We start from the raw sequence: 20,526 nt of genomic DNA, 5'->3' as shown, positions 1-20,526 counted from the left end.
AAAATGAAAATGATTTAATGATCTGACAACAACGAAAAAGGGAGATGCTGTAACATCCCCCTTACTAAGTAAACCGGGAACAGGCTGTAACCAGGTTCCCTATTGCTCAACTTAACAATATAAAAGTATGAATTTATCCAAAACTCACTGCAATGAGATGAGGTTTTGGCAATCCCCAAAATTGCTGTTTTTTATGAGAGTTTCGCTGCTTATCGCTACCACGTTAAGCCTTCACCTTAGTGCGTTGGCATTTAGCCAGGACATTTCCTTATCGGTCAAAAAGGAACCGTTGAGAAATGTGCTGGCGATGATTGAAAAGAATTCGGACTACCGGTTTCTTTATCATGACAATCCTGTTTTTGAGAAAAAGAAAATCAGTCTCAGGATACAGAAAGCCGGCCTGGATGAAATAATGAAGCGGTTGTTGGAAGGAACCGGCATTTTGTATAAAGTAAGTAACAATAACCTTGTCATACTTTCCTTTCCAACGGCAGATGAACCCATTAGTAAGGAAATATTTAAAAATATTACCGGTAAAGTAACCGATAGCACAGGTAAGGGCATCGCCAATGTCTCTGTAACCGTAAGAGGTACAAACCGGGGGTCATCTACCAATGCTGCCGGTTTATTTATCATTGAAGCAAGCCGTGGTGAAGTGCTGGAATTTTCGATGGTGGGTTATAAAACCATCTCCGTCACAGTCGGTGATGATGCTACCATAGACGTAAACATGCTGGTAGAGGCTGAAGCTTTATCAGATGTGGTAGTAGTAGCGTATGGACAAAAGCAAAGAAAGGAAGCTGTTGTTGGTTCGGTTACTTCTATCTCTGCAAAAGAATTAAAAATCCCCAGCAGCAATCTTACCAGCGCTTTCGCCGGCAAAATAGCCGGTATGATAGCTTATCAGCGATCAGGAGAGCCGGGTGCCGACAATGCCCAATTCTTTATAAGAGGTGTTACCACTTTTGGAAATGGGAGCGGCAGCCCGTTGATATTAATTGACAATATTGAATTGACCACTACTGATTTAGCCCGTTTGCAACCTGATGATATTGAAAGTTTTTCAATTCTGAAAGATGCCAGCGCCACAGCGCTGTATGGCGCCAGGGGGGCCAACGGGGTGATTTTTATAACTACCAAGCATGGAAAAGAAGGCAAAGCGAAATTTAATATACGGATAGAGAATTCCATTTCGTCGCCTACCCAAAAACTCAAAATTGCTGACCCTATCACTCATATGCAGTTGTATAGCGAAGCCCAGTTAACAAGAGATCCCCTAGCCAGTATTCTGTATTCACAAAATAAAATTGATCATACCGTTGCCGGAGACAACCAGTACGCCTATCCTACCACAGATTGGTTTAAGCTGATGTTTAAAGAACGTACTTCCAACCAAAGGGCTAATATGAGTTTAACCGGGGGCGGTAAGGTGGCTCAATATTATGTGGCAGGAACCTATAATATTGACCATGGTATTTTAAACGTTGACAAAAGAAATAATTTCAACAGCAACGTAAAGCTCAACAGTTACCAGTTGCGTTCCAATGTAAATATTCAGGTGACATCCAGGACCGAGCTGGTAATAAGAATGTATGGAACCTTTGATGACTATAAGGGGCCTATAGATGGAGGAACGGGTGTATATCTTAAAGCTTTAAGATCCAGTCCGGCGCTGTTTGCTCCGTTTTATCCTGCCGATTCTGCCAATATTGCTGCACAACATATTTTATTTGGTAACTACAGGTCCGGAGATCTTTTTTATATGAACCCTTATGCCGATATGCTAAGAGGGTACAAAGAATATTCCCAATCCAGGATGCTGGCACAATTTGAATTAAACCAGAACCTTTCGGCCATTACCAAAGGTCTTACCTTACGGGGACTCTTCAGTACCAACAGGTATTCCTATTTTGAGGTATCCAGAGCTTATGGCCCTTATTATTATAATGTAGGGATATATGATAATGCTGCTGACAGGTATAGTTTGTCATGGCTTAACGAGAACGAAGGCCCCGAAGCCCACGAAGATATCAGGGAGTTGCCAAGCAACAGGGCCAGAAATCTGAATACAAATCTATATGCCCAGGCTACTCTGAACTATAGCCGTATATTCAATGGCAAACATAATATAGGGGGCACATTGGTTTATACCATGCAGCAAAGCCTTGCTACTACAACAAACCTGGATCTGCAATCTTCTTTGCCACACAGAAACATAGGTTTATCAGGAAGAGCTTCTTATTCTTACGACAACCGGTATTTTGGTGAATTTAATTTTGGTTATAACGGTTCAGAAAGATTTTATAAAGACAAGCAATTCGGTTTCTTTCCTACCATCGGCCTGGGATGGGTGGTCTCCAATGAAAAGTTCTGGAATAGTAATTTTATCAACAAGTTAAAACTAAGAGGTTCGTATGGCCTTGTGGGTAATGACGCTATTGGTCGATCCGAGGACCGTTTCTTTTATTTATCAAGTGTTAACCTGGTTAATAGTGACCGAGGCGCTTCTTTTGGATATGATAACGGGTACAACAGGCCCGGTGTCTCCATTTCCCGTTACCCCAACCTCAATATAACCTGGGAAAAATCGTACCAGACCAACCTGGCTATAGAGCTGAGCTTACTGGGGAAATTTAACATCGTAGCGGAAGTATATCAGCAGCAACGGAAGAACATCTTAATGCGCAGAGCTTCTATTCCCACTACGATGGGGTTGTCTGTAGAAACCCAGGCAAATGTAGGCGAAGCCAAATCACAGGGTATTGATCTTTCATTGGATTATACACAAAATTTCGGCAAAAATTTATGGATTACCGCAAGGGCTAGCCTCACATACGCAAGAGGTGAGTTTTCCAAATATGAAGAACCGGACTATGCTGAAAAATATTTATCGCATGTAGGCCAGTCTATAAGCCAGACGTGGGGGTATATAGCGGAACGTTTGTTCATTGACGAAAAAGACGTTCAAAATTCTCCCCATCAGAATTTTGGGCTATACCAGGCAGGCGATATCAAGTATCGTGATGTAAATGGCGATGGGCAGATAACCAATTTAGATAGGGTGCCTATTGGCAACCCTACTACACCAGAAATTACCTATGGCGGAGGCATTTCGGCAGGGTACAAAAATTTTGATTTTTCCATTTTCATGCAGGGATTGGCCAGGGAATCTTTTTGGATTGATCCCTGGGCTACCGCACCATTCGTTAATTATGACGGCGGTGGTATTAATGGCGGAAGAGTTGGGGAAAATGCCCTGCTCAAGGCGTATGCCGATAACCATTGGTCAGAAGAGAACAGGAACATTTATGCACTCTGGCCAAGGCTTTCAGTAACACCGATAAATAACAATAATCAAACCAGCACCTGGTTTATGCGTGATGGTAGCTTTTTGAGGGTAAAAACTTTAGAAGCCGGTTATACATTGCCTAAAAAATTATTGGAAAGGTATAAGATTACCAATTTCAGGGTTTACCTCAGCGGTACTAACCTGTTTACGTTTGGCAAGTTTAAGCTTTGGGATCCTGAAATGGGTGGCAACGGGCTTGGTTACCCGGTTCAGAAAGTGGTGAACCTTGGCATAAACCTTAATTTTTAAAAGCATTTAATACTGCATTAATGAAATGAGGCATAAAAATTTTCGAGCAATTTATATCAGGAGCGATGAAAATTTTTATGTTGAACCTGTCTGCCGACAGGCAAGATTCCATGTGACCAACGAACAATAAAAATTAACACATGAAAAAGTATCTAAGAATATTAATCACCGGTTTCGTGATACTCGTTACGGCTACCGGATGCAAAAAATACCTTGATGTGGCTCCGGATAATATTGGCACCATTGACTATGCCTTCCGGATGCGTACTGAAGCCGAAAAATATTTATTTACCTGTTATAATAATTTGCCCTTATTCGGACGTGAGGGTTCTGATCCGGGATTTATGACCGGCGACGAGCTGGCGACTATTTATCCTCCGGGTCTCTATTTTGATCCTGGTCTTTACAGGATTGCCAGGGGCGAACAAAATGTGGTAAATCCGTTTGCAAACTATTGGGACGGCAGTAATGGTGGCAAACCTTATTTCCAGGCACTAAGGGAGTGTAATATTTTTTTGGAAAATGTGGATAAGGTTCCTGATCTGAGTGATTTTGAAAAAAAGAAATGGGTGGCCGAGGTTAAAGTATTAAAAGCCTATTATCATTTTTTCCTGATGCGCATGTATGGGCCTATCCCTGTTATCCGCAAAAACCTTCCGGTATCCGCATCAATAGAAGAGGTAAGGGCTTCACGGGAGCCAATAGATACCGTGGTAAGCTATATTGATCAATTAATAGATGAAGCCCTGCCTGAATTGCCTGACAAAATTTTTAATGAGTCTTCAGAACTGGGGCGCCTTACCAAACCTATTGCGCTGAGTATAAAAGCCCGGGTGTTGGTTACAGCAGCAAGCCCCCTGTTTAACGGAAACCCTGATTACGCCAATTTTAAAGACAAGGCAGGTGTCCAGTTATTTAATCCTACCTATTCCGCTGAAAAATGGCAAAAAGCAGCCGAAGCCTGCAAAGCAGCTATTGAAGCGGCCCATGCGATAGGGGCAGAACTATTTTATTTTGATACCCCATCAGGTGAAATAATGACCGACTCCACTAAAGTGACCATGAATGTACGTGGCGCTATTTCAGAAAAGTGGAACCCTGAAATTATTTGGGGGTCAAATACTACCGCACAGTGGTGGGTACAAGCGTTGAGCCAGGCCAGGCTTACTTCCGGTGATCCCTCCAGCGTTCGAACACCGCCTTCTACCAATGAATCTATCCGGTCCATGTATGCACCTCCGCTCCATATTGCTGAAATGTTTTACAGCAGCAATGGTGTACCCATTGAAGAAGATAATAGTTATGATTATGCAAACCGCTTTACCAAATTAAGAGTTGGCACCGATGAGTACAGGCATTATATTAAAAAAGATTATGAAACGGTACAATTAAATTTTGACCGGGAGCCCCGCTATTATGCTGACCTGGGTTTTGACGGATGTATCTGGTATGGCCACGGATTGTATAATGATTCAAAAACCTGGTACCTGCAAGCCAAAGGCGGACAATTGGGTGCCAGGTTAGGTGGTGGTTTGTATTCAGTTACCGGCTATTGGCCCAAAAAATTGGTGAATTATAAAAACGACTTTGGCGGTAACTCCGAAGGATATAATGTGCGTGACTATCCCTGGCCGGTGATAAGGCTTGCGGAATTATATCTTCTATATTCGGAAGCATTAAATGAAGTCAACGGGCCCGGGGGGGAAACATATCAATGGATTGATATGGTGCGTAACAGAGCTGGCTTAAACGGAGTGGTACAAAGCTGGGCAGGGTTTTCAAAAACCCCGGGTAAACCCACTACCAAAGAAGGTTTGCGTGACATTATTCAAAGGGAACAAATGATAGAACTGGTATTTGAAGGCAAACGCTACTGGGATATCCTGCGTTGGAAAAAAGCAGACCTCTATTTGAATATGCCTATAAAAGGATGGGATATTGAACAAAAGAATGCCGAGAATTATTACCGGGTAAAACAAATTTTTACGCCTTTGTTTACCACCAAAAACTATTTGTGGCCTTTAGCTGAAAATTCAATTACTGTTAACCCAAACCTGGTGCAGAACCCGGGATGGTAATTTTTACTGATAAATTTTTTTTATGCGAATAATATTTAATTATCTGCTGGTTCTTATACTTACATCATCGGTTATTGCCGGCTGTAATAAACCAGACATGAACACGCAGGGACCTATTGAAAAAGACGGTATCAAGCCCGGTGTGGTTACGAATGTACAAGTAACTAACCTCCCCGGCGCCGCTTCTATTACCTATACCCTGCCAAAGGATGCCGACCTGCAGTATGTGATGGCTGAATACTCTATTAACATCACTACAACAAGACAGGCAAAAACTTCACGCTATAGTGATACCATCCAGGTTGATGGCTTTAATAAAGCTGGTGAATACAGCGTCACTTTATATGCGGTTGACAGGAGTGAAAACAGGTCGGAGCCGGTAACCGTAAAAGTAAATCCTACAACCCCACCGTACAGGATAATTGCTTCTTCCTTACAGATAGCTGAAGATTTTGGCGGGGTGAATGTTACGTTCAACAATCCGGATGAGGCCAAAATTGCCTTAGTCATTTTAACTAAAGACCACAATAATGAATTCGTACCGGTGGAAACTTTTTATACGCAAATTAAAGACGGTTCTTTTTCGGTAAGGGGCTTTGATACCACGGAAAGAATATTTGGCGCCTATATTAAAGACCGCTGGAATAACTATTCCGATACGTTGTTTGTAACAGTGACGCCTATGGCAGAAAAAATATTAGATAAAACAAAATTCCGGCAATACAGGCTTCCCGATGATCAAGCCTCAGCATGGGGTTGGGAAATGAATTATATGTGGGATGGTAAATTTGGCGAACCGGGGTTTCATACATTGCAGGGATCTACCCCACAACCACACCGCTTTACTTTTGATTTGGGTATGGTAACAAAATTGAGCCGGTTTAAAATAATGCAAAGGCCGGGGGGGTGGTTATTTGCTCACGGAAATCCGAGGAAGTGGACCATGTGGGGCACAGCCTCAACACCGGATGCTTCGGGAAGCTGGAATGGATGGATGAAACTGAGGGATTGTGAATCCATAAAACCATCGGGCAAGCCTGCGGGAGTAATTACAGAAGAAGACAAACTACAGGCAATGGGTGTTGATGGAATGGGAGAAGAATTTGTTTTTCCTTTATCTGCCCCTGCTGTCAGGTATATCAGGATGGAGATACATCAAAACTGGAGTAATACTGATTTCTTTCATGCCTGCGAACTTACTTTTTGGGGGAATCCTCAATAACATTAAATATCAAGAATTATGATAAGAAAAAATCATTATACTATCATTGGTCTGCTCGTAAGCACCATACTGTTAGTGTGCTGCCAAAAACCTGATGACTATAAAAAATATACAGATGCGGGTGAAAAAATATATCCCGGTGCAGTAGTAGGCGCTCAATCATTTCCCGGCAACGGCAGAGTATTGGTTGCCTGGATACATGGAATTGATAACCGGGTAAAAAAATATCGAATCACCTGGAATAACGGGGCTGGTTCTAAAGAAGTTGATGCGAAATCACTTAATACCGGGGACACTTTAAAACTATACATCGATCAATTGGCGGAATCAAGCTATAATTTTACTATCTATTCACTGGATGATGCAGGAAATCAATCGGTTTCAACAATACTACCACCTGTCAAGGCTTATGGCTCCCTATATAAGAATAGCTTGTATAACCGGGGGCTTGATATATCCAACGCTACTGTGCTTAATAGTGATGGTTCTGTTACTGTAAATTTTATAGCAGCTGACACAATAAATATTGAAACAGTTGTGCGGTACACCGATAATACCAATACAATACGAACCACAACCGTAAGTGCTGATTCTTTTTCGACTAACCTTCCCAACTATAAATTGGGCTCCTATATCTATTTACGATCATCCTATAAACCGGTATCAATAGCTATTGATACATTTATTACCAATGCAGAAGATTCGGTGATGGTTAAAAATGTGCCGGTGAGCAAAGCAGGATGGACAAAGTTTAACCTGCCCAATGATATTACTGGAGATGCTTATGGAACCAACTTTTCAAAAATATGGGATGGTTCCCCGGCGGGATATCCTAATATATACCATTCCGGTTGGTGGGACCCTATGCCACAGCATTTTACCATTGACCTGGGAGAATTGTATAATCTTACTCAATTTGCTGAATGGGGAAGACAAGACTGTGGATGCCATAACCCGGATAAATTTGAAGTGTGGGGCATTGCCGATATTACGGGGGCCGCTACTACATTGCCTTCCACTGATGCCGGATGGAAGGATGAATCTATTGCCAAAGGATGGACATTGCTGGCAAATATTACCCGAACTGATGATGGAATTGAGGGACTGAAATGGAGCCTTAATAATCCTTCCGGGCAAAAATTCAGATATATCCGTATACGGGTATTACATACGGTAGATAATCATAATTCAGAATCTCATATGAGTGAAATTTCATTTTGGTATAACCCTTAACTCTTTCTCATAAGCAGCAGTTAGTTTTGAGCAAGCAGAGACCCCGCCACGGCGGGGCTCTTTTTAAAATCAAGCTCAAATATAAATTGACACGAACTTCAACGTAATGCGGAGCTGCCGTTATTTTTATGAACTCAACAAGCTCCGCACCCAAAAAAAATATTACCTACATCTAACATATTATATCATCTGTTAAACAAGCAATATGAAAAAACTGAAATTGATAATAGCTGTATTGCTGTCTCAGACAATGCTGGTACAGGCACAAACAAAAAAACTTTTTAATGAAACATCCGAACAAAAAATAAAACGAATGGAATGGTGGACAAACAGCCGTTTTGGTATGTTTATCCATTGGGGTTTATATGCCCTGCCTGCAAGACATGAATGGGTAAAACAGCATGAAAGACTGACAAACGAACAGTACCAGGAATATTTCGACAATTTCAATCCCGACTTGTACAATCCGAAAGAGTGGGCGAAGATGGCAAAAGCCGCAGGAATGAAATATGCCGTGCTTACCAGCAAACACCATGAGGGTTTTTGTTTATTCGATTCAAAATATACTGATTACAAGTCAACCAACACGCCAATAAAAAAGGACCTTATAAAAGAGTGGATAGCTGCGTTCAGAGCAGAAGGTATTAAGGTTGGCTTTTATTATTCACTCATCGACTGGCATCACCCTGATTTTACTATTGATGGCACTCATCCCCAAAGACTGAAAGAAAATTCCGATACAGGTTATGCCCGTTTAAACAAAGGGAAGGACTGGAACAAATACAAAACTTATTTACACAACCAGGTGCGTGAATTACTTACCAACTACGGCAAAATAGATATCATGTGGCTTGATTTTTCTTATCCGGGTAAATACGGAAAAGGGAAAAACGATTGGGGTTCAGTTGAGTTATTAAAAATGATCCGCAAATTACAACCGGGTATTATTGTGGACGACCGACTCGACCTGGGTGAATATGCTGACGGAGCTGATTTCAAATCGCCTGAGCAGGTAAAACCTTCCGAGTTAAAAAAAACAACTGATGCAATGCCATTTGAAACCTGCCAAACATTTTCCGGATCATGGGGTTACTACCGGGACGAACATTCATGGAAAACCAATCACCAGTTATTGACACTGCTGATTACCTCAGTAAGTAAAAATGGAAACTTAATTTTGAACGTTGGTCCAACCGCAAGAGGTGATTTCGACTATCGGGCACGGCTGGCCCTGGACAGTTTAAGCATTTGGATGAAGTATAATAGCCGCTCTGTTTATGGTTGTAAAGATGCACCGGAAAGCTTTAATGTTCCAGAAAATACTTTACTCACATACAATCCAAAAACAAAAAGATTGTATATACACCTGATGAAATATCCGGCAACACATAGTTTAACGCTGGGAGGTTATAAAAACAAAATGAAGTACGCACAGTTTTTGCATGATGCTTCCGAAATAAAAATAAAAAAGAGCGATAGTGGTAATGATATTGTGCTTCTACTGCCTGAGCAAAAACCAAACATAGAGATACCGGTAATTGAATTAATGCTTGAATAAAGCCGGTGGTATATTTTTCTCATAAGAGGCAATCGTTTTGAGCAAGCAGAACAGCAGAGACCCGCCACGGTGGGGTTCTTTTTGTCAGAAAGAATTGAATAAAAACATGCAATGATACTGCAGGGATATTTCGCTGGAGTGAATAAGTTTCTTCCTTTATATTTATTGATTAATGAGAAAGAATGTTCAATAACTCAGGAATTTTACTTTTGATAATAACGGGTTTATTATTCAATATAAGCTTTGCGCAGAATAATAATATTTACCCTTGGAGTAAGCAACATGAAAATTTAAATACAACTGACTGGTTGGTACACCCGGTAAAAATAAAGGCCGCCATTTATATGAAATCTGTTATCAAGGCGGTAGTGATTTAATAAAATCTCTTCCGATACCAGTCTTCAACCATTTTTCATAAAGAATAGCTTCTTTTTTTGTTTCAAATTCTTTAGTGTAAATCGGTTTCCAGGGTCTATATTTTGCTGTCCAATCTTTGCCTGATTCGTAATGTTATTTCAATCTTTCATCAATGTTTGAAGTAAAGCTAGTATAATGCTTGCTGAATTGCTCAGCGAATAATATATAGACAGTATAGGTCATAAAAAAAGGCTCTGAGAAATCAGAACCTTTGTAAGTACCGGGGAGCAGACTTGAACTGCCGTCCGCCGCGGCGGATATGAATCCTGGTCAGTGCGGTAAAGTTTTTATAAAATCTCTTCCAGTTCCCGTTTTTAACCATTTCTCGTAGGCCAGTGCGTCTGCTTTTGTTTCAAATTCTTTGATATAGATAAGTTTCCACGGCCTGTATTTAGCGGTCCAGTCGTGTCCCAATTCATTATGCGATTTCATTCTTTCGGAAAGATTTGAAGTAAAGCCGGTATAATGTTTATTGAATTGGGGAGTAAACAATATGTATACGGTATAGGTCATAAAAAAGGCTCTGAGAAATCAGAACCTTTGTAAGTACCGGGGAGCAGACTTGAACTGCCGACCTCAGGGTTATGAATCCTGTGCTCTAACCAGCTGAGCTACCCCGGCAAATATTTTATTCGTTAATTGAACAGCAGACTTAACTGCTGTCCGCCGCGGCGGATATGAATCCTGTGCTCTAACTAGCTGAGCTACCCCGGCATCCAATTGGGCGGCAAAAATAAAGATTCTGACCTAAAACGGAAAATCAAATTTAGACTTTCTTGAAACAACGACTGTCTTAATTTTAAGCCATGATTCGCCTGGCAAATCCTACTGACGCTACAGCCCTGCTTGCTATTTATACACCATATATCCGTGGCACCTCCATTACTTTTGAAACAGCTATACCGGCCGTGGCCGATTTTGCCAACCGGATTCGCTCCTATATGGAAAACTGGCCCTGGCTGGTGTATGAAAAAGACGACCAGGTGGTTGGATATGCTTATGCATCAAGGTACCGTGAAAGGGAAGCTTATCAATGGAGCATCGAATGTTCGGTATATATTCATGATGATTACCTGCGTTCGGGAATTGCCAGCCAATTATATGCTGCCTTGTTTGCAATCTTAAAGAAACAGGGATTCAGGACGGTGTATGCGGTCATCAATCTTCCCAACGAACGAAGTGTGGCTTTTCATGAAAAAATGGGTTTTCGCTATTTTGCTACGTATGAAAATGTAGGGTATAAGTTGGGTCAGTGGAAAAATGTTGGCTGGTGGCAATTGCAATTAAATGACTATACCATCGAGCCGCCGGCGCCTGTAAAGTTTAACGCCTTAAGCAATGAAGTGATCAAAAAAATATTGGATGAAAATCAAAAATCTCCCGGGGAAGGAGATTTTTGATTTGAGTGTTTTATCCAAACAAAAATATCAGAAGCTAAAGGCCAGCTTAGCAAATAGTCTTCTGCCGTTGAAGCCCATCTGTACGGAATCCCAGGCGCCGCCTGTTTCATTATCACCATACCACCATTTAGCCAACGGGTTTATGCCGAGGTCAGGATGCACATTGAATAGGTTGTCGGCCCCAACAAACAATGTTATTTTTTTTGAGAATGCATAGGAAACAGAAAGATCGGTTGTGATCTTATGTTTATAATTAAATATTTCGGGAACATACCCATTACCATCATCTCTTGGCACCTGGGGATTGATGCCTGATGCATTAGGGTTGTCACCCGTTGGAGAACCGGAATCACCAAAGCCCATCAAAACAATTTTACCAAAAGAAGTGAGGTTGACATTAAAGCCCAGCTTATCATAATTATAATTGATGCCAAGAGAAAATTTACTATTTGGCGCCGAAGCTTCAAGGAAGGCTTCTTCCCGGTCGCTATAAAATGTTTTCTGGTGGAGTTTAGTATCACTCAATGCCGTGGGAACATGTATTTCATCAATCTCCATTTCCTGCAGATTTCCGGCTAGTAAAAGTTTCAGGTTGTTTTTACCCCATCTTTTTGCATAATCTAAAACGATATCTACTCCATAATTGGTGGTGCTTACTGCATTTGCAAAAAACTGCGCAGTTGACACATCGGCCGGGAATTGTGATGTAAATGCCGGGGAAAGTGTTGGATCATCTTTGCTGAATAATCCCGAAAGCACCACCCTGTCATCTATCTTTACCCAATAGCCATCAATTGTTACAGTAAATGATTTAGCAGGCTTCCAGGTAAAGCCGAGACTGGCGTTAACTGATTTTTCTTCCTTTAAATCAGGAATACCTGCAGCTTTCGTGATGGCATTGGTGTTGGGTGCAATCAGTGATTGTACAAGTATACCGCCGCTAAAAGACGTAAGCGTATTGCTGAAATGGATTTGCGCCAGTGAAGGAGCCCGGAAGCCGGTGCTTACAGATCCACGTATATTAAAATTATCTGCCGCTTTCAACCGGGTGGCCAGCTTTCCGGTAATAACGGATCCAAAGTCAGAATAATTTTCGAAACGAACTGCTCCATCCACCAACCATTTACTGGTTACATCTAAAGCCGCATCAACATAAACGCCGATATTGGTGCGGTTGGCGTTTACTTCATCATTGGGACTAAAACCAGGAAATCCCTGCGAGCCGGGCGCAGGATTGTATGTCTCGCCATCTACTTCGTACACGATGGGGTCAGCATAATAAGATTTCCAGGAAGCTTCTTCGCCTTCATAAATCTTATATCGTTCATAACGGAATTCAGCGCCGACACCCAGGTTGAGTCCACTGGCAACAGACGGTATGCTTTTAGTAAAGTCAAGATTAAGGGTGTTTTGCAAAAGATTGAAGCCGCCGTCGTCGAAATGATTGGGATAGTTTTGACCGATCAGTGATGCGTTGAAAGTTTTGTCTCCGAAATAGTGAAAATCATTAAAGCCGGTATTATTGCTCAGATCCCAATTCCAATCCTTACCCATTTCCCCACGTAAACCCACGGCCAATGAAGCATCCTGGATATGTGTTTGAATATGCGGGTTAAAGTAAATAACTCCTGTGCTATTCGATCGCAGAATGGATGGGGTTGGTATTAATGTTCCATCTGAATTAACCGGAAAGCGATTAGGCCGGGTGTACCAATCATCTACCCAGTTGCGGGTGTAAGCAAATGCATCAGATGATTTGTAATTGTATCCGCCAAAAGAATAAAAAGCAGTTTTTTTAGCATTAGCAGAAGGCAGTTCCAGGTTATACATCACTCCGGCTGTAGTGAGTGATGCGTCTCCAAAGCCGCGACGATAAATATTCACATCAGGCAATGCATCTTTATCGGATAAATCGTCCGAAACCGGAGCCTGGCGATAAGTTTTTCCCTGCGTTAAAAAAGCAAGAGAGTAATTGATAAACCCACCGTTTTTTCCAAGGCCGACGCCATGGTTTAAGGTGGCAGTAAATGTGTTACCATCTATTTTGTTTCCTGAATAGTACTCGTTGTTGTCATTAAAGTCGGCAGCATTAAACTTTGTATCGTAATAACCGCTCCATCCTGCATTAGCAGATAGATGATTGATATCTTTTTTCAAAATAACATTGATCACCCCTGCAATAGCATCAGAACCATATTGGGCCGAAGCGCCATCCCTGAGAATTTCAATCCGGTCTACAGCTACTTGTGGAAATCCATTCATATCCACTCCGGAACCGCCGCGTCCTCTTGTGCCAAATAATCCAACGAAAGCGGTTGGATGCCTTCTTTTCCCATTAATTAAGACCAATGTATGGTCAGGTCCCAGGCCTCTCAACGTACCTATATCAATATGATCAGCTCCATCAGCCCCACTTTGTTTGTTGTAATTAAAGGAAGGTGCTGCAACATTCAGAATAGACGTAAGATCCATTTTGGCGGTGGGTAAACCAAGTTGGTTTATTTTGATAATGTCTACCGGCACCGGTGTTTCTGTTTTTGCTCTCCCGCTACCACGTGTACCGACAAATACAATTTCACCCAGCTCTGTAATCTCTGATTCAAGTGTGACGGATAAGTTATTGCCTGAGCCAACTTTCAGGGATTGTTTTTTATAACCAATAATTGATAGTTCCAAAACATCATCGGCATTGGCCTGTATGCTGAAGTTGCCTTCATTGCTGGTCTGCGTGCCGCGGCCGGTCCCTTTTACTTTTACAGAGACGCCGGACAAGGGTAGTCCATTGCTGTCAGTTATTTTCCCTGTGATAGTTTGTTGTGAAAACACGGTGAGAGTGAAAAAAAGTAATCCTGCAAGTAACAACAGTTGATTTCTCATAAACAGTTTTTTAGTTAGTAAAATCGTTCAAGGGACATTCAATTTCCAATTAGGCAGGCAGTCGACGGTGGTGTTGGGTGCAGAAAAAAGACAATACAATTTAAGAAAAAAATAAGTTAATGCGGGAATTTGCAGGTTATTATAAGGTTCGTCAAGGGGATAAAGAAACAGGGCCTGAATGAAGTTTATCTCATTCAGGCCTTATCGTTATGGGAAGTTGTTAATGCAGATTACTTTTCCATGGCTGCGTTCTCCATTACTTTTTCTACTCTTCCGGGATATTCTTCCAATGCTTTTTCAAGGCAATCCATTGCTGCGTTGATGGCGGTAAGATTTAATACATAAGCCAGGCGGACTTCATTTTTGCCCAGGCCAGGTGTGCCATAAAAACCTGTGGCCGGTGCCAGCATTACTGTTTGGTTATTGTAAGAAAACTCTTCCAGCAGCCATTGACAAAATTTATCTGAGTCATCGATTGGTAGCCTGGCGATGGCATAAAACGCACCCCCCGGATTGGGACAATATACGCCGGGCATTGCGTTCAACCTCCTTACCAATAAATTTCTGCGGGAAAGATATTCGGCCTTTGGTGCGGCAAAATAGCTATCGGGAAGATCAATTGCTGCTTCCCCCATAATTTGTGCCAGGCCGGGAGGACTTAACCTCGCCTGGGCAAATTTCATTGCTGCATCATACAAGGCTTTATTCTTTGTAATCAATGCACCGATTCTCGCACCACAGGCACTGTATCGTTTACTGATAGTATCAATCAGCACCAGGTTCTCTTCCAGTCCTTTCAAATGCATGGCACTTACATAATCACCATCATAGCAAAAATCACGGTAAGCTTCATCACTGAAAAGATAAAGATTATGTTTAAGACAAATATTTTTCAGTTCTTCCATTTCTTTGCGGCTGTACAAATAACCCGTAGGATTGTTAGGACTGCAAATGAGAATAGCTTTTGTCTTAGCGGTAATCACTTTTTCAAAATCTTCGATAGGAGGTAAGGCAAACCCGTTTTCAATATACGAGGTGATCGGTACTACGTTGATTCCCGCGGCGCAGGCAAATCCATTATAGTTGGCGTAGAAGGGTTCTGGTATGATGACTTCATCGCCGGGATCGAGGCAGGTAAAAAATCCAAATAGAATGGCTTCACTTCCACCCGTCGTGATCATAATCTGGTCATAATTGATATCGAAGCCTACCTTCTTGTAATACTCCACCAATTTGCGGCGATAACTTTCATTACCTGCACTATGGCTGTATTCCAACACCCTGATATTGGTATGACGCACCGCATCCATAATGGCCGGCGGCGTTTCTATATCCGGTTGACCAATATTAAGATGATAAACTTTTGTTCCTTTCTTTTTGGCGGCTTCCGCAAAAGGAACCAGTTTGCGTATGGGTGAGGCTGGCATCTGCTCACCACGTTTTGAAATTGTAAGCATGCCCAAAGGTAAGAGGAATTAAGAATTTGCTTTTAGTATGTAGACCCTGTGAAATTTTATGTAATAAAAGCACTTACTGCATTTCGCTGCTTGTGAAATCATAAAAAAATGTTGTAATACAATTTTTGAAGCCATCCGATTGTTTAAGCATGTATCTTTTCATTCCAAAATTTTTTTACCACTTTTTAAAAAAATACAACCTATTTGACTGCTTTCTACTATTAAACAACCAAACACATAATCCCTGGATGGAAAAATATTTGTTCACTGATGGAACGAATGTGGTAAGGGAAGTGCAGTCAAAGGAAGAGTTACAATCATTAATACGGGCTTCCGGCGATACCGGTAAGATAAGGATTTGGGTTTTTAGTACCAGCGAGTGGATATCTTTCGCTGAGTTCAATAAACACAACATTACCAGCAATCCTCCATTAAAAAAAGCAGAAAAAGCTGAACGGAAAAGTGAACCTGTCGCCATTCATAAACCACCCAAGGCTAAGCAATCGGCATGGCCGTTGAAGCTATTTATTATGCTCATTACCGCAGGCGCCATATTCCTGGTGTACAATTTTACCCGGGAAAAATGGCGTCATGCTTCTCCACTGGCAATCGAAGCCGGCTATCCGGATAATGTTCCTGTTATGAATATTGACTCCCTGCTTTGGACGATTGAAATGACAAGAGGGCAGAAATTGGATAAGGTTACTGCTACTAATCTTCGTATTCGCAATAGTTGGCCCGGCAGGGTGCAATTGAAGTTGAATGCCGACAGGGACACAAGTCTTTCAGGCAGCAAGTTTTTCAACCTGGAAGTGGTGATAGATAATTCTACCGGGTACAACATTGATAAAGCTGCAGTGGAAGTGAAAAACTGGAAAAAAAATAGTCTTGTTAATACAGATACGGTTCATTTCAGCAATATCAATTATACAGCACCGGTAAGATCAAAACTTAATGCAGCCTATAGAGGTGATAGTCTTTCCGTTTCTTTCCTTTCGCTGAAAGCGAAGGCGTTTAATTTCTGTTATGCATCCGACAAGGAAAGTAATTATGGAAATTTTAATGACCGGTGGTTTTGCAGGGATTGAGGAAAGGGAAAAGTGAAAGGTGAGAAGTGAAAATGTGTTAGAACGGGGCTCCATTAGTTACCAGGGATCAGGCGTTAGGCATCAAGCATTTCGCATTAAGCGTTTAGCATTATCAAATTCATTTAAAAATAAACACATGGCACTCTATTATCTTCCTTTGTTGATCCGGAGCGATCGTTATTTTATTGCCAAGCTGGATCAGGATGCTTTTACTGGTAACAGGGAGGAAACTGAATATAATTTTGTAGTTCCTGCTGATGATCGGGTTGTGACACCCTTATTGACAATAGAAGACCCGGGGAAGATCGTTTTAAATCAAATGGCTCCGTCCGAGCAACAGGATATTCCCTTGAGGGAATGTCATATTTCATTGCAGCAGAAAGGCAATGATGTTGAATTACTGATAACAAAATCGAATAACTTTTCTTTACAGCCTTTCGCAGATCAGGAGAAAGGAATAAGGCTCGATTATTCCGACAGCCAGAAAAGAATCTGTTTGAATTATTACAAGCACCGTGTAGAGAAGGCTGCTTTTAATATTTACATTACCCTGGTGATGGAAGACCAGCAGACCTGGTCCTGTAAGTTTCAATTTACAGTTGTCGGCTCCAGGGAATGTCAGCGGGTGGTAATTGATTTTGGAAGTGAAGCCAGCCAGGTGGGCTATAAAAACTGCGGTCCGCAATCATCCGTAATGCAATATGATATATTGGAAAACATTATCAGCCAGCTGAACAGAAGAGATAGTTCAAGAAATTGGCGGCGTGAAGATTTTTTAAATTATGAACAGGGCCAACCGCTGCTATATCGTTCTTTTTATGCGGTCAGGAAGAATATGACAAGACTGGACAGAGCAAATTTTCCTTTCAATTTCACCAATGATACATTGAATGACGAAGTCCGTTTGTTTATCACAAGACAGGAAGTAGGCGCCACACAACTTGCTTTCAGGGATAATTATGAGATTATCCCTAACCTGAAATTGGGAATTGAAAAAAGCCTGCAATTAGTTTTGGATAACTACACAGAAGATTATAGCATTCGTTCGCACAAAAAAGAATTGATTAGTGCTGTCTTGCTAAGAATGTTGCGGTTGATGATAAGTACCAAACCGGATTTTCAACACGGAGGCATCATTGTCACCTTGCTGGTTCCTAATATTTATACCCAGCATGATGTATTCGAATTGTTGAATGAATTAAGAAAGCATACAGCCAGCCTTTTATCTTCCTTGCATATCAATGCGGGTGAGTTGCATATTGAATACGAAACAATTTCTGAGAGCGATGCAGCTTTCATGGGTTACCAGCAAACAAATCCATCCAATGTGCAATTATCAAACGGTGAAATGGCGCTGGTGATTGATTGCGGCAAAGGCACTACCGATATTTCGATGGTAATGGCTGATGATAATGAAAACTATTCCAGTTTTTTCAGGACAGGATTTGCAGGCGCAGGAAATGTACTGTCGTATGGTTTCGTGGAAGATTTTTTAACAATTGTTCTGAAGGCAATACCAGGCAGCAACGAAATTTCGGTAAAAGATTTTATCAGCCGGCATATCCTGGATCAAAACCTGACGGTGGATGTGCTCAATTTTATCCAGCTTATCGAGAACCAAAAGAAACGGTACAAGCAATTGGCTGCCGTTGGCATTACCCAGTTTGCTGCTTTGACCGAACATTCGGCAAGTACAGAAAGAACAATAGGCACTTTGTATAAAGATCAGCCGATGTTACTGCAATACGCCGACGCAATTTTGAAAGACAGGAATATCCGGTGGGATGATGAACTAACAGGGCTTATAAAAAAAGCAACAGATTGCATCGTGTTCAGTATTATCAACAGTATAAAAGATGTAATTACAAAGGACATCAAAAAAAGAATCAAGGTGGTAATGCTGAGCGGCAGGGCTTTTTACTTTGACGACCTGAAAGCTAAGCTGGAAACGGAGCTGAAAACTTTACTTGGCTCGGTAAAAATCAATACTGTTCAGCCGGGTCGTGCACTCAATAATAAAAACATTGCCATACACGGCGCTTTTAGCGGAGCTTACAAGATTACCGATTTTACTGGTATCCCTATTGATGAGAAGGAAGGACTGTCGAGAAACAATGATGTGTTGAATAATAATCTTTACCTGTATCGCGGGATTAAAATTCAGCCGGGTAATGACATTCTTTATAATACCTCGGTAGTCAGGCGAAATAATCAGCAACTCAAAGTATTCAAAAACAAAGCAGTTGATATCTATTTCACCCGCGACAATATTTACCTGCGACTGATGGAAAATCAGAAAGTAAAAGATGTAAAATCTTTATACAGCATCCTTGTTTCGATTGGCGAAATGTATTCGTCCCTGCAGGATATAAGAGCGATCTCAATGTTTCCGGTGCATGGCGGCGAGCTGGCATCGGTGAATACCGTGTACAATGATGTGGTGAAAGAAAAGGAATCGGGTATAATCAGCCAGGAAAAGAAAAGAACGGGGATTCTTCAATTTTTTCAATTCTGAGCGCAGCCGAAGAAATGAGTAAACGAATATCAAACCAAAAATAATACTGATGTATAGAAAACTCATAATATCACTCTTATTTTGCTTGCTTACGGTTTTCCTGTTTGGACAAGAACCCGCCAGACGAACCTTACGCATTGCAGATACATTAACGGCAAAGGAGAAGGCCGGTGATAATACTGTTTTGTTGCGGTCGGAGCTCGATTCGTTGATCCAATTGTATATGGCTAATCAGCCCCAAAAAGCAGTAAACGAACCAACACAACAGGTACCGCAGGAAAATGAATTGCCTTTGTACTTGTTGATCATTGGTTCGGCCGTATTATTAGTCGTTGCTTTCTTTCTGTATAAATTATTCAGGAGCCAGGAAAAATTTCGACGCACTGTTTTGATGCTTAACCGGCAGATACAACACCTGGAGATGAACATAGCCGCTGCAAATATGAATGATAATGCAGTAACGGGGAAAAAATCTAAGCTATCTGTAAATGGGATGGAAAAAAAGATACAAGCTTTGACCAGTCAATTGGAAGCTACCGTAAAAGAAAAAGAAGAGATGGAGGAACAGTTAGCTGGGTATATAAACAGTAAGCAAGACTTTGACCTGGTAAAGCAGCAGATGATGGAAGTGTATAAAATCAGGAATTACCCGGGATTCAACAAGGAAAAATCAGAAACAGAAATTGTAAGAAGTTTGTTGGATACGGAAAGATCGGTAGCCCTGTATGCCTATGAACATTTTTTAAAGCCGGTATTAGCAATCGCCGATGCCAACAAAAATAATCCTGCAAAGATCAATGCGGAAGAGCGGGAAAAACTATTAAATCTGCTCATCTCCCTGTCACTTTTGTATAGCGAATATTTATACCTGCGCATCGGCGATCTTTCAATTGGCGGCAAAATAGTGGAACGAATCGGCAATCTGAAAAATGGAAACCAAATCGATCCGGCTTCACTAAAGGAATTGAATACAGAGCATGGCAGCCGGGCACTGGTATTGCGAATGGTACTGGATAAATCTTCGATCCAAAACTTGTCTTATCCTGTTTTTGATGAAACAAACCTGAATTTATCTTAAGCTCC

Annotated in this window: 12 protein-coding genes and 1 tRNA gene; 9 read left to right on the top strand and 4 right to left on the bottom strand. The window is 41.4% G+C overall.

All coding sequences use genetic code 11. The features are described from left to right. The first annotated feature begins 193 nt into the window (after positions 1–193). The 5 genes from ACFEL9_RS02445 to ACFEL9_RS02425 all read left to right on the top strand — a co-directional run bounded on the left by ACFEL9_RS02445 (position 194) and on the right by ACFEL9_RS02425 (position 9,689). Entirely contained in the window at positions 194–3,598 is a 3,405-nt protein-coding gene (locus ACFEL9_RS02445; protein ID WP_385885822.1) for a TonB-dependent receptor, read from the top strand. Positions 3,599–3,738: 140 nt separating this feature from the next. After that, positions 3,739–5,676: a RagB/SusD family nutrient uptake outer membrane protein gene (locus ACFEL9_RS02440; protein ID WP_385885820.1), complete on the top strand. Its 1,938-nt coding sequence runs from the start codon at positions 3,739–3,741 to the stop codon at positions 5,674–5,676. A 22-nt stretch (positions 5,677–5,698) separates the two neighbouring features. Next, complete coding sequence (locus tag ACFEL9_RS02435; RefSeq protein ID WP_385885818.1) at positions 5,699–6,898, top strand: DUF5000 domain-containing lipoprotein; 1,200 nt, start codon at positions 5,699–5,701, stop codon at positions 6,896–6,898. Positions 6,899–6,916: 18 nt separating this feature from the next. Next, complete coding sequence (locus tag ACFEL9_RS02430; RefSeq protein ID WP_385885816.1) at positions 6,917–8,131, top strand: DUF4998 domain-containing protein; 1,215 nt, start codon at positions 6,917–6,919, stop codon at positions 8,129–8,131. A 205-nt stretch (positions 8,132–8,336) separates the two neighbouring features. Continuing rightward, entirely contained in the window at positions 8,337–9,689 is a 1,353-nt protein-coding gene (locus ACFEL9_RS02425; RefSeq protein WP_385885814.1) for an alpha-L-fucosidase, read from the top strand. Positions 9,690–10,376: 687 nt separating this feature from the next. On the opposite strand, the gene ACFEL9_RS02420 is transcribed toward ACFEL9_RS02425, so the two are convergent. Beyond that, a complete protein-coding gene (locus ACFEL9_RS02420) occupies positions 10,377–10,619 on the bottom strand; it encodes a GIY-YIG nuclease family protein (protein WP_385885813.1) in 243 nt (80 codons plus the stop codon). A 34-nt stretch (positions 10,620–10,653) separates the two neighbouring features. After that, a tRNA-Met gene (locus tag ACFEL9_RS02415) sits at positions 10,654–10,727 on the bottom strand. Between the two features lie 185 nt (positions 10,728–10,912). Here ACFEL9_RS02415 and ACFEL9_RS02410 point away from each other — a divergent pair. After that, positions 10,913–11,506, top strand: a complete 594-nt coding sequence (locus ACFEL9_RS02410; RefSeq protein ID WP_385885812.1) for an arsinothricin resistance N-acetyltransferase ArsN1 family B — start codon at positions 10,913–10,915, stop codon at positions 11,504–11,506. A 27-nt stretch (positions 11,507–11,533) separates the two neighbouring features. Here ACFEL9_RS02410 and ACFEL9_RS02405 read toward each other — a convergent pair whose 3' ends face one another. Then, a complete protein-coding gene (locus ACFEL9_RS02405) occupies positions 11,534–14,383 on the bottom strand; it encodes a TonB-dependent receptor (protein WP_385885810.1) in 2,850 nt (949 codons plus the stop codon). Between the two features lie 230 nt (positions 14,384–14,613). Further along, positions 14,614–15,840: a pyridoxal phosphate-dependent aminotransferase gene (locus ACFEL9_RS02400; RefSeq protein ID WP_385885809.1), complete on the bottom strand. Its 1,227-nt coding sequence runs from the start codon at positions 15,838–15,840 to the stop codon at positions 14,614–14,616. 248 nt (positions 15,841–16,088) lie between these two features. On the opposite strand from ACFEL9_RS02400, the gene ACFEL9_RS02395 reads away from it, so the two are divergent. The 3 genes from ACFEL9_RS02395 (at position 16,089) to ACFEL9_RS02385 (ending at position 20,521) form a co-directional block, all read left to right on the top strand. Then, entirely contained in the window at positions 16,089–16,928 is an 840-nt protein-coding gene (locus ACFEL9_RS02395) for a hypothetical protein (protein WP_385885807.1), read from the top strand. Between the two features lie 136 nt (positions 16,929–17,064). After that, a complete protein-coding gene (locus ACFEL9_RS02390; RefSeq protein ID WP_385885805.1) occupies positions 17,065–19,443 on the top strand; it encodes a hypothetical protein in 2,379 nt (792 codons plus the stop codon). A gap of 49 nt (positions 19,444–19,492) precedes the next feature. Then, positions 19,493–20,521 carry a hypothetical protein gene (locus ACFEL9_RS02385; protein WP_385885803.1) on the top strand — a complete coding sequence of 343 codons (1,029 nt, stop codon included), beginning with the start codon at positions 19,493–19,495 and terminating at the stop codon, positions 20,519–20,521. Positions 20,522–20,526 lie beyond the last annotated feature (5 nt).

Source organism: Terrimonas alba, from assembly GCF_042434975.1.
Lineage (GTDB): Bacteria > Bacteroidota > Bacteroidia > Chitinophagales > Chitinophagaceae > Terrimonas_B > Terrimonas_B alba.
This window is presented reverse-complemented; position numbering and strand designations above follow the sequence as displayed.